The sequence below is a fragment of the Flavobacterium sp. NRK F7 genome (genome assembly GCF_024054195.1).
In the GTDB taxonomy this organism is placed as follows: Bacteria; Bacteroidota; Bacteroidia; order Flavobacteriales; family Flavobacteriaceae; genus Flavobacterium.
In genome coordinates, this window is record NZ_JAMXLB010000001.1 from 2,002,947 (window position 1) to 2,016,227 (window position 13,281).

Below are 13,281 nucleotides of genomic sequence, written 5' to 3' on the forward strand. Positions count from 1 at the left end.
AGTAATTTATATAATACTCTATTTTTAAGAAGTGCAAAGATAAAGTAATTATCATTAAAAAAAGACTTGATTGTTAAATATTAAGGAAAATATTAGCATAGAATTAATATTTTGTTAAATTTGTGACAACAACAATAAACCGCCAAATAAATTGCTATAACAATGAAAAAAATACTACACTTTTTTATTTTAATTACAATTTTAACTTTTAATAATGTTTTTTCTCAAGCCACCCCATATGTAGACGTCATTCCGCCAGTTGCTGTATGTAATTCTGGAGACTGTGTTGACTTATTGGCTGATTATCTTGAGACTGAGATTACTACAACTTACAGAGTGGAATCTATACCGTATCTTCCTCCAGCAAGTTTTACTCCTTTATCCGATTCTTTCGTTTTCGATAGTTCTCAAGATGATAGATGGTCTTCTACTTTTACCTTGCCCTTTGATTTTTGTTTTTACGGACAATTTTATAATCAAGTTTTAGTAGGTTCTAATGGTTTAATTACATTTGATATTAGTGGAGTAGTTCCAGGAGGAAGTCAAAATCCAGCAGGGTTTTGTCAATGGAGTTATAATCAAAGCATAGAAGATCCAAATTTTCCGATAAAAAGTTCAATATGTGGTGTATATCAAGATACTAATATTGCACAACCTCCAGTATTAAACCCAGCTGTTCAAAATGTAAACTATAGAGTTTTTGGAACGGCTCCCACAAGAAAATTTATTGTAAGTTATAATGAATTGCCTCAGTATTCTTGTAATGATGGAGTAGGTAGACAAACAAGTCAAATTGTAATTTATGAAACTTCAAATGTAATAGAGGTTTATGTGGCGAGAAGAACACCTTGTTTAGGTTGGAATGGAGGTAGAGGTGTAATAGGTATCATTAATGAAGATGGTACTTTATATAGCCATCCTGCGAATAGGGATACTGGTACTTGGACTGCTACAAATGAAGCATGGCGTTTTGTTCCAGATGGAGGTGTTATCAATTCTCAAATTTCTTGGCTGGCAAATGGAACGCTTATTCCAGGAAGTGTTGGGCAAAACCCAATTAATGTATGTCCGGCTGTAAATACAGATTATACAGCAGTAATTTCATATACAGAATGTGATGCTACCATTAAAAGAATTTCTGAAACTATTACTATTGGTCCAGAAGTTTTTCCTTTAATTGAACCTCAAGATATAACAATTTGTACTTCAGGTCCTCCACCGTATACTTTTAATATTGATCAAGGTGACTATATGGAAGGTGGAACGCAGTCAGGTAATTATGGTTACTCTTACTATAATTCGCTCAGTGATGCCCAAAATTTTGTCTCACCAATTGATCCATCTACATTAACCACCTATCAATCGAATGGTGGAGAAACGATTTGGGTAGCTGTTGAAGATTATATCGGAGGATGTGTCTTTATAAGGAGTTTTGACTTATTGGCTATAGCTAATCCTTCGGGAGATATAACCTACAGTAGTCCAAATTACTGTTCGAATGATACCAATTTATATACGCCTACAAACACAGCTCCTTCTGGAGGTCAATACATTGTTACACCTGCTATTGGTTTATCAATTGATACTGCTACTGGAGAAATTAATCCTAGTTTAAGTACAGAAGGTTCATATTCAATTGTTTATCATCTGGATGCGACTGCGACTTGTCCAGCTTATGATACAACACCATTTGATCTAGATATAATCAACTGTGATTGTTCTTTAGTTTTAACTTCTGCGACAAATACAGATAACCAAGTAATTTGTATTTCAGATGCCATAACGCCCATTGAATATACTGTTGGAGGTGTGGCTACAGGAACTATTGTAACTGGATTGCCTACTGGAGTTTCTGCTGTTTTTTCAGGTGGAGTTGTAACTATAACTGGAACACCTACTGTTACAGGAACCTATAATTATGATGTTGAAACTGTAGGATGTAGTAATAATTTAATTTTATCAGGAACTATTACCATTAGTCCAGCTCCAACGTTGACGAGTGTAACAGGAAATGGTCCTATTTGTGAAGGAGAAGATGCTATATTTACAATTGTTGGTACACCAAATGCAACGGTAAGTTATACCTTAGATGGAGGAACAACAACCCAAACGGTAGTTTTAGATGCTTCAGGAAACGGACAAGTTATCATTACGGCAGCAGCTGTTGATCAAACTATAGATTTAACACAAGTTGCTGTTGGAAGCTGTGTAACCCCATTAACAGATACAGCAACAATAGTTGTTAATCCGTTACCAAGTGTAACGAGTGTAACAGGAAATGGTCCAATTTGTGAAGGAGAAGATGCGATATTTGATATAGTTGGTACATCAGATGCAACGGTAAGTTATACCTTAGATGGTGGAACAACAACCCAAACGGTAGTTTTAGATGCTTCAGGAAATGGACAAGTTATTATTACAGCAGCGACTGTTGATCAAACCATTACTTTATCCTTAATTGAAAATACGACAACAAGTTGTTCCTTAGTAGTTGCCAATACAGAAACTATCGTAGTTAATCCATTACCAAGTGTTACGAGTGTAACAGGAAATGGCTCTCTTTGTGAAGGAGAAGATGCTATATTTACAATTGTTGGTACACCAAATGCAACTGTAAGTTATACTTTAGATGGAGGAACAACAATACAAACGGTAGTTTTAGATGCTTCAGGAAATGGACAAGTAATTGTTACTTCAGCAGCTGTTGATCAAACTATAGATTTAACTCAAGTTGCAGTTGGAAGCTGTGTAACCCCATTAACAGATACAGAAACTATCGTAGTTAATCCATTGCCAAGTGTAACGAGTGTAACAGGAAATGGTCCTATTTGTGAAGGAGAAGATGCGATATTTGATATTGTTGGTACAGCAGATGCAACGGTAAGTTATACTTTAGATGGTGGAACAACAACACAAACGGTAGTTTTAGATGCTTCAGGAAATGGACAAGTTATTATTACAGCAGCAACAGTTGATCAAACCATTACTTTATCCTTAATTGAAAATACGACAACAACTTGTTCCTTAGTAGTTACCAATACAGCAACAATAGTTGTTAATCCATTACCAAGTGTAACGAGTCTAACAGGAAACGGTCCAATTTGTGAAGGAGATGATGCCATATTTACAATTGTAGGAAGCTCAGATGCAACAGTAAGCTATTCTTTAGATGGAGGAGCAACAATTCAAACGGTAGTCTTAGACGCATCAGGAAACGGACAAGTAATTGTTACAGCAGCAACTGTTGATCAAACCATTACTTTATCCTTAATTGAATATACATTAACAGGTTGTTCATTAGTACTTACCAATACAGAAACTATAGTAGTTAATCCTTTACCAAGTGTAACGAGTGTAACAGGGAATGGTCCTATTTGTGAAGGGGAAGATGCCATATTTACTATTGTAGGAACACAAAACGCAACGGTAAGTTATACTTTAGATGGTGGAACAACGATCCAAACGGAGGTTTTAGATACTTCAGGAAACGGACAAGTTATCATTACGGCAGCAGCTGTTGACCAAACTATAGATTTAAGCCAAATTGCAATTGGAAGTTGTGTAACACCATTAACAGATACCGAAACTATCGTAGTTAATCCATTACCAAGTATAACAAGTGTAGCAGGAAATGGTCCAATTTGTGAAGGAGAAGATGCGATATTTGATATTGTTGGTACAGCAGATGCAACAGTAAGTTATTCGTTAGACGGAGGAACAACTACTCAAACGCTAGTTTTAGATGCTTCAGGAAATGGACAAGTTATTATTACAGCAGCAACGGTTAATCAAACGATTACTTTATCCTTAATTCAAAATACGACAACAACTTGTTCATTAGTAGTTACCAATACAGAAACTATCGTAGTTAATCCATTACCAAGTGTAACGAGTCTAACAGGAAACGGTCCAATTTGTGATGGAGAAGATGCCATATTTACTATTGTAGGAACACAAAATGCAACGGTAAGCTATTCGTTAGATGGAGGAGCAACAATCCAAACGGTCGTTTTAGATGCTTCTGGAAACGGACAAGTAATTGTTACTGCAGCAGCTATTGACCAAACTATAGATTTAAGCCAAATTGCAGTTGGAAGTTGTGTGACACCATTAACAGATACAGAAACTATCGTAGTTAATCCTTTACCAAGTATAACAAATGTAGCAGGAAATGGTCCAATTTGTGAAGGAGAAGATGCGATATTTGATATTGTTGGTACAGCAGATGCAACAGTAAGTTATTCGTTAGACGGAGGAACAACTACTCAAACGCTAGTTTTAGATGCTTCAGGAAATGGACAAGTTATTATTACAGCAGCAACGGTTAATCAAACGATTACTTTATCCTTAATTCAAAATACGACAACAACTTGTTCATTAGTAGTTACCAATACAGAAACTATCGTAGTTAATCCATTACCAAGTGTAACGAGTCTAACAGGAAACGGTCCAATTTGTGATGGAGAAGATGCCATATTTACTATTGTAGGAACACAAAATGCAACGGTAAGCTATTCGTTAGATGGAGGAGCAACAATCCAAACGGTCGTTTTAGATGCTTCTGGAAACGGACAAGTAATTGTTACTGCAGCAGCTATTGACCAAACTATAGATTTAAGCCAAATTGCAGTTGGAAGTTGTGTGACACCATTAACAGATACAGAAACTATCGTAGTTAATCCATTACCAATTCTAATAAGCGTAACAGGAAACGGCCCTATTTGTTATGGACAAACTGCTATTTTTGATATCGTAGGAACACAAAATGCAACAGTAACTTATATATTAAATGGAGGCTCAACAACTCAAACTATTGTTTTAGATGCATCAGGAAATGGACAAGTAGTACTAGCTTCAGCAACGGTAAATCAAACTATAAATTTAACTCAGATTGCCAATGGAGGTTGTATAACACCATTGACAGATACAGAAACTATAGCGGTTAATCCATTACCTACAGTTACAAGTTTAAATGGGAATGGTCCAATTTGTTATGGTCAAGATGCAGTATTTACCATTACAGGTACTGCAGGAGCTCAAGTAACCTATACTTTAAACGCTGTTTCTAATACAGTTACAATACCAGCATCTGGTTCAGTTACTGTTACTGCGCTAGGAGCTACGGTTAATCAAACCATAACGCTTTCGCAAATAACGTATACTACAACTATAACATGTAGTGCAAATTTGAATAATACAGCTACTGTATCTATTATTGCTTTACCTACCGCTACTATAGATGCACAAAGCAATACGATTTGTAATAATAGAAATACAACGTTATTATTTAATGGAACACCAAATGCTACTGTAACTTTTACAAATGGTACTGCTAATTATACAGTTACCTTAAACGCATCAGGAAATGCAACTTACACTACACCAAACTTAACAGCTGATACGACCTACACTATCACTAATGTTGCTACTGGTACGACACCGTCTTGTTCTCAAACTGTTACAGATTTTGAGACCATAACCATTACACCAACACCAACAGCTACAGTTACTTACACTAATACAATATGTGCAGGAACAGCAACTGATTTTGTAATTACTTTGAATAACACTACCACTTATGTATGGAACGCAACCATAACAAACATTGACAATACTACGTATGTTCAAAGTGGGGATGAAACGGATAACATTAATCAAATTGTGAACCTTCAAAATGTATTGAATGTTGGATATATCACTATGCAAATTACTCCAACTTTAAATGGTAGCAGTGGAAGTACTTGTAATGGTGATTCGGAAGAATATGTGATTACCGTTACACCAGTACCAGTCATTACAGATATAGCTATTGAAAATACAACAGTTTGTTCTGGTGAATCGATTCATTTGGAAGTTTCGGGTAATTTAACCAATGTTAATTACAATTGGACAGCTATATTAAACGGTGTTGTTATTGCTTCAGGAACCACTACTGGTACTACTACAAGCGATATTGATATGGTAGTTGAAGTATCCGATATGAATCAGTCAGGAGACTTATATTTCGAAATAACTCCAGTTTTAGGAAGTTGTACAGGTCAGATGGAAACTAGTGCTGTTATCACAGTTAATCCAATACCAGGCGCTGTGGTGTCTTCTCCAGATGCTAATATGTGTAGCGGAGAATCAGTAGCTGATGTTATTGATATTCAAATTGGTACACCAACATTAACAGGCACTACAGTAGAGTGGGTAGTTCAAAGTGTAACAGGGGTTGATGGAGCAAATAGTGGTTCGTCTAGCACTGCGCCATTTGAAATACCAGATGTTTTAACTACTACAAGCAATACACAAGGAGTAGTTGTATATCGTGTTTGGAGTATTTCTTCAACAGGTTGTAGAGGCGCATATACTGATTTTACAATTTATGTTAATCCTTTACCAGATCCAATATTAGAAGATGGTTCAATATGTATTGAGTTAGCTACAAGTTCTGTTTTTCAAAGTCATTTATTAGATTCAGGTATTCCTAATACATCAGATTATCAATTTACATGGTATTTTAATGGGAATGTTATTTCTGGAGCAACTCAAAGTACCTACGAAGCTGAAGAAGCTGGAGATTACTACGTTTTAGTACAAAATACCATTACGAATTGTGAAAATATTTCAAATATTGTAACTGTTACAGAAATTAATAATGCAACTGATTTTACTTACACTATAACAGATGCTTTTTCAGATAATGCAACAGTTACTGTAACTGTTATTGATGGAAATGGAAATTATTCTTATCAATTAGATGATCAAAATTTACAATCTTCAAATGTGTTTACTGGTATTAGTTCTGGTACACATCAATTAACCGTTGTAGATGAAAAAGGATGTACATATTTAACGAAAGAAATTTTTATAATTGATTATCCTAAGTTCTTTACTCCTAATGGAGATGGTTATAATGATTATTGGAACATTTTCACTTTAAGAGATCAGCCTAATGCTAAAATTCATATTTTTGATCGTTATGGAAAATTAATTAAGGAAATAAGCCCATTAGGAACAGGTTGGGACGGAACATTTAATTCTAAAGATTTACCATCAACAGATTATTGGTTTACGGTAGAATATGAAGAAAATCAACAACAAAAAGTTTTCAAAGCACATTTTTCTTTGAAACGTTAAGATTATAAATTAAGCTCAAAATAAAAAAAGCCTCACATTTGTGAGGCTTTTTTTATTTCATTAAGAAGCTTATTATTTGTTATACGTGTTCAAAGCTTCTTTTAATATTTGAACCGATTTAATTAAATCTTCTTTTTTCAAAACATAAGCAATTCGTACTTCATCTAAACCAACTTTTGGACTTGAATAAAATCCAGAAGCAGGAGCTACCATTACTGTTTCACCATTTAAATCATATTTTTCAAGGAGCCATTGTGCAAAATTATTCGCATCATCTACAGGGAGTTTAGCAATACAATAAAAAGCTCCTTTAGGAACAGCTACCGTTACACCTTCAATTTTATTCAATTCATTTACTAATATATCTCTTCTTTCTTTATATTCTATAATGACTTCATCAAAATAACTTTGCGGCGTTTCTAACGCTGCTTCACTTGCAATTTGGGCATAAGTAGGAGGACTTAATCTCGCTTGTGCAAATTTCATAGCCGTAGTCATTACTTCTTTATTTTTTGAAACGATACATCCAATCCTTGCACCACACATACTGAAACGTTTTGAAACAGAATCAATCATGATGGCATTATTCTCTAATCCATCTACATTCATAATAGAATGGTGTTTGTATCCGTCATAAGTAAATTCTCTGTAAACTTCATCAGCAATTAAGAATAAATCATGTTTTTTAACTATAGCTGCTAACTGATTTATTTCATCTTGTGAATATAAATAACCAGTAGGATTACCAGGATTACAAATTAAAATTGCTTTAGTTTTAGGAGTAATTAATTTTTCGAAATCTTCAATTGCAGGTAATGCAAAACCACTTTCAATACTCGAGATAACAGGAACTACCTTAACACCAGAAGCTACTGCAAAACCATTGTAATTAGCATAAAAAGGTTCTGGAATGATAATTTCATCATCTGTATCCATTGTACTTCCTAAAGCAAATAATAAGGCTTCAGAACCACCAGTGGTTATAATAATATCTTCTTTATTTATGGGTAAATCTTGTTTTTTGTAATAATTAGAAAGTTTCTCTCTATAACTATCGAAACCAGCTGAATGACTATATTCTAAAACTTTAATGTCTGCGTTTTTTACTGCATTTAAAGCCACTTCAGGTGTTTTTATATCAGGTTGTCCAATATTTAAATGGTATACTTTATGACCCTTTTTTTTAGCTATTTCAGCATACGGAACTAATTTTCTAATAGGGGATTCAGGCATTTGAAAGCCTTTTTGAGATATTTTTGGCATTGTTTTTATTTTTTGTTGTGCAAAATTGCAATTTTTTATCGAATTATTGTATTCTTTTATTTTTTAAAATGTTAAATATTATTATAGTAGGAAATAATTTCCTACATTTATTTAAAACCTTTTTCTTATGATTAGAGAATTACTTAATCTATTATTAATCTGTTTTATTGTAAGTAATATGCCTTGTCAAGGGCAAAACAAATGGAAGTCTTCTAAAAATAAGATTGTTATTCCTTTTGAATTGACGCATAATTTAATTATTGTGAATGTGAAAGTTAATGATGTTAAATTGAATATGCTTCTTGATACAGGGTCTGATAAAAATTTGCTATTTAGTTTTCCAGAAAATGATTCTATCATTTTTTATGAAACTAGAAAGGTAAAGATTAATGGATTAGGAAATGGTGAGTCATTGGAAGCCTATGTGTCCAATAACAACCACATGGAGGTAAAAGGATATTCCGATGATAAATTTCAGATTTTATTAATTACTGAACAGAATATTAATTTAGTCAATAAATTAGGATTACCAATTAATGGTATCATTGGAGCAAGTTTTTTTAAAGATTATTTAGTTGAGATTAATTACCAGAAAAAAAATATCTATCTGTACAAAGATTCAAAAAAAATTCTTTCTAAAAAAGCTTCAAAATATATAGAAAAAGAAGTAAAAATAGTCGGCGATAAACCTTATTTTGATGTTTTTGCCAAAGTAAATGATGGTATTCAAAAGAAATACAGGTTGTTAGTTGATACAGGACTAGGAGATGGATTATGGTTGTTTGAAAATGATACTATAAAATGTAATAAATTATATATAAATGATGTTTTAGGAAGAGGTTTAGGCGGTGATATTGAGGGAAAAAAGGCAAGAGTTGAAGCATTAGATTTAAATGGTTTTATTCTTAAGGAAGCTATAGTTGCTTATCCTGATAGTATAGCATTTAATCAATTAGATATCACTAAAGGAAGAAATGGATCGCTTGGAGGACAAATAATGAAAAGATTTAATTGGTTTTTTGATTATAATAATAAGAAATTCTACTTTAAAAAAAATAAATATTTTGATGATCCCTTCAATTATAATATGTCTGGTATTGAAGTACAACATATGGGATTAACTTGGGTTTCTGAAAAAGTAGGAATCAGTAATGAAAATTCGAGCTATGCAAATTCTTTAAACAGTTCAACTTCGACAAAAAACACCCTAATTTTTGATGAACATACCGAATTTAAGTACAATTATAAGTTAAAACCTATTTTTGAAATATATGCAATACGACCAGAATCTCCTGCTGCTTTAGCAGGTCTAAAAGTTGGTGATGTTATCTATTCTATAAATGGTAAAAAAGCATTCGATTACACCATTCAAAAAATAACGGATTTGTTTCAATCAGATGAAGGGAGGGTAATAAAAATTGAAGTGCAAAGAAAAGGACAAATAATGAGTTTTAAATTTAAACTTCAAAAGATAATATAAAAAAAGTCTCAATTTTGAGACTTTTTTTTTACTTAACGATTACAGTTCCTTTTATTCGTAAAGGAACTACACCATTTAATTTATTAACAGCATTACTTTCAACTGTTATTGTTTTACTTATAGGGCCAGGATTCATATTGTATTTAACAATAATTTTATCTGATTTTCCAGGCATAATTGGTTCTGATGGCTTTGTAGGTACTGTACAACCACAGCTAGATTTTACATCTGTTATTATTAATGGTGCGTTACCCGTATTCGTAAATTCAAAAACACGAACACCATCGTCTTCTCCTTTAACTACTTCACCATAATTAATCGTTTCTTGTTTAAATTCAATTTTAGGACCGTCTTGACCATATGAAAAGAAACTGATTAATAGAAACGTTAAAAATCCAAATAATTTTTTCATTATATTTAATATTAATGATTTATGTAAAAATAATTGTTTTCTTGCAAAGAACAAATAAAATACCTTTTTTTATTTTGGCTTATATCGTTACTTTTGCAAACAGTTAATTACAAAAACAATACCAAACTTAAAATTAACTTTGTTAGATTAATCTTTTAAAGTTTTTTATAATTCTTTTATTCCATTTGCGCTATCGTAAAAACAAATTGTTATTTGGAATTTGGAATTTTTAATGGGTATTTTTGAATAAAATAAATTAAAAACGATATAAAATAGTATAACAATGACAATTCCAGCACAGTTCAACCCAAAAGAGGTAGAGAAAAAATGGTATGATTACTGGATGAAAAATAATTATTTTCATTCTACACCAGATCATAGAGAACCTTATACCATTGTAATTCCTCCACCAAACGTCACTGGAGTATTACACATGGGGCATATGCTGAACAATACTATTCAAGATGTATTAATTCGTCGTGCTCGTTTAAAAGGGTTTAACGCTTGCTGGGTTCCAGGAACCGATCATGCCTCTATTGCTACAGAAGCAAAAGTGGTTGCTAAATTAAAATCAGAAGGAATTAATAAATCTGATTTAACTCGAGAAGAATTTTTAAAGCATGCTTATGATTGGACCGATAAATATGGAGGTACTATACTTGAACAATTAAAACAATTAGGATGCTCTTGTGATTGGGATAGAACTAAATTTACAATGGATGACGATATGAGTGCCTCTGTAATCAAATCTTTCGTTGATTTATATAACAAAGGGATGATTTATCGTGGGTATCGAATGGTGAATTGGGATCCTGAAGCTAAAACTACGCTATCAGATGAAGAGGTAATTTATGAAGAAAGACAAGGTAAATTATATCATCTGCGTTATCAAATTGAAGGAACTAATGAATATGTAACTATAGCTACAACCCGACCTGAAACCATTTTAGGAGATACTGCAATTTGTATCCATCCAAATGATGAACGCTATTTCCATTTAAAAGGTAAGAAAGCAATCGTTCCTATTTGTAACCGAGTAATTCCTATCATTTTCGACGAATATGTTGATATGGAATTTGGTACAGGGTGTTTAAAAGTAACTCCTGCTCACGATGTAAACGATAAAACACTTGGTGAAAAACACGCTTTGGAAATTATAGATATTTTCAATGAAGATGCGACTTTAAATTCTTTTGGATTGCATTATGAAGGAAAAGATCGTTTTGTGGTTCGTACTGAAATTGAAAAAGAATTAGAATCGATAGGTGCTTTAGTAAAAATAGAAAACCACATTAATAATGTTGGTACTTCAGAAAGAACAAAAGCGGTGATTGAACCAAGATTATCAGATCAATGGTTTTTAAAAATGGAGGAATTGGTAAAACCAGCCATAAAAGCGGTTCTAGAGTCTGATGAAATTAAACTACATCCGTCTCGTTTTAATAATACCTATCGTCATTGGTTAGAAAATATTAGAGATTGGAATATTTCTCGTCAGTTATGGTGGGGTCAACAAATTCCAGCCTATTATTATGGTGATGGGAAAGAAGATTTTGTAGTTGCCGAAAATAGTGATGAAGCTTTACAGTTGGCACAAAAGAAAACAGGAAATGGAACACTGACAAAATTAGATTTAAAGCAAGATCCAGATGCTTTAGATACTTGGTTCTCATCTTGGTTATGGCCAATATCTGTTTTCGGAGGAATGTTAGATCCAGAAAACGAAGAGTTTAAATATTATTATCCAACTAATGATTTAGTTACTGGCCCTGATATTTTATTCTTTTGGGTAGCTCGAATGATTTTTGCAGGATATGAATATACAGGTAAAAAGCCATTCTCAAATGTATATTTAACAGGACTGGTTAGAGATAAACAAGGACGCAAAATGTCTAAGTCATTAGGGAATTCTCCTGAACCACTAGGTTTAATTGAAGAATTTGGGGCTGATGGAGTACGAGTGGGATTACTATTGAGTTCATCAGCAGGTAATGATATTTTATTTGATGAAGAATTATGTAATCAAGGAAAAGGATTTGCCAATAAAATTTGGAATGCCTTTCGATTGATTAAAGGTTGGGAAGTTGCAGATATTGTTCAACCAGAATCTTCAAAAGTTGCTATAGAATGGTATGATGCCAAATTGCAAAAAGTATTGACAGAAATTGAAGATAACTTTGAAAAATATCGTATTTCAGATGCTTTAATGGCCATTTACAAATTAGTTTGGGACGATTTTTGTTCTTGGTTTTTGGAAATGATAAAGCCAGGATATCAACAACCAATCGATACTTCAACTTTCAATAAAGCCATAGAAATGTTAGAAGCTAATTTAAAATTATTGCATCCTTTTATGCCATTTTTAACGGAAGAACTTTGGCAACACATAGCGGAAAGGTCTCCAGAGCAAGCGTTAATTGTTGCATCTTGGCCAGAAATTAAAGCATATGATGAAAAAATATTGGCTGATTTTGATTTTGCAACAGAAGTTATCTCAGGAATTAGAACGATACGAAAAGACAAGAACATTTCTTTCAAAGAAACTATTGATTTAAAAGTACTTAATAATGAAAATGCAGCAACATGTTTCGATTCTATTATTATTAAATTGGGTAATGTTGCGGATTTAAGTTATATAACTGAAAAAGTGAATGGGGCGTTATCTTATCGTATTAAATCAAATGAATACTTTATACCTATTAGTGGAAATGTAGATTTAGATGCTGAAATAGCAAAATTAGAAGAGGAACTAAAATATACGCAAGGATTCTTAAAAAGTGTTCAGGTTAAATTGTCTAATGAAAAATTTGTTGCCAATGCTAAGCCCGAAATTGTAGCGAGCGAAAGAAAAAAAGAAGCGGATGCCTTAGCCAAGATTACTACTTTAGAGCAGAGTTTAATTAACTTGAAATAAACTCCATTAAAATCTCTATTAAATTTAATATTTAAAACCTTGCCTAAAAAGCAAGGTTTTCTTTTTGTCGGTAATTTGTGCATTTTATCG

5 protein-coding genes are annotated in these 13,281 nt (G+C 32.8%); 3 read left to right on the forward strand and 2 right to left on the reverse strand.

Features of this window, described 5'->3' with window-relative positions:
- The first annotated feature begins 162 nt into the window (after positions 1 to 162).
- A complete protein-coding gene (locus NHF47_RS08885; RefSeq protein WP_252764579.1) occupies positions 163 to 7,122 on the forward strand; it encodes a T9SS type B sorting domain-containing protein in 6,960 nt (2,319 codons plus the stop codon).
- A gap of 72 nt (positions 7,123 to 7,194) precedes the next feature.
- On the opposite strand, the gene NHF47_RS08890 is transcribed toward NHF47_RS08885, so the two are convergent.
- Positions 7,195 to 8,385, reverse strand: coding sequence for a pyridoxal phosphate-dependent aminotransferase (locus tag NHF47_RS08890; protein ID WP_252764580.1), 1,191 nt, complete (start codon positions 8,383 to 8,385; stop codon positions 7,195 to 7,197).
- 127 nt (positions 8,386 to 8,512) lie between these two features.
- On the opposite strand from NHF47_RS08890, the gene NHF47_RS08895 reads away from it, so the two are divergent.
- Positions 8,513 to 9,865, forward strand: a complete 1,353-nt coding sequence (locus NHF47_RS08895) for a PDZ domain-containing protein (protein WP_252764581.1) — start codon at positions 8,513 to 8,515, stop codon at positions 9,863 to 9,865.
- 28 nt (positions 9,866 to 9,893) lie between these two features.
- On the opposite strand, the gene NHF47_RS08900 is transcribed toward NHF47_RS08895, so the two are convergent.
- Positions 9,894 to 10,277 (reverse strand): DUF1573 domain-containing protein, encoded by a 384-nt coding sequence (locus tag NHF47_RS08900; RefSeq protein WP_252764582.1) that lies wholly within the window; start codon positions 10,275 to 10,277, stop codon positions 9,894 to 9,896.
- A gap of 283 nt (positions 10,278 to 10,560) precedes the next feature.
- On the opposite strand from NHF47_RS08900, the gene NHF47_RS08905 reads away from it, so the two are divergent.
- Positions 10,561 to 13,191, forward strand: coding sequence for a valine--tRNA ligase (locus NHF47_RS08905; protein ID WP_252764583.1), 2,631 nt, complete (start codon positions 10,561 to 10,563; stop codon positions 13,189 to 13,191).
- The last annotated feature ends 90 nt before the right edge of the window (positions 13,192 to 13,281 follow it).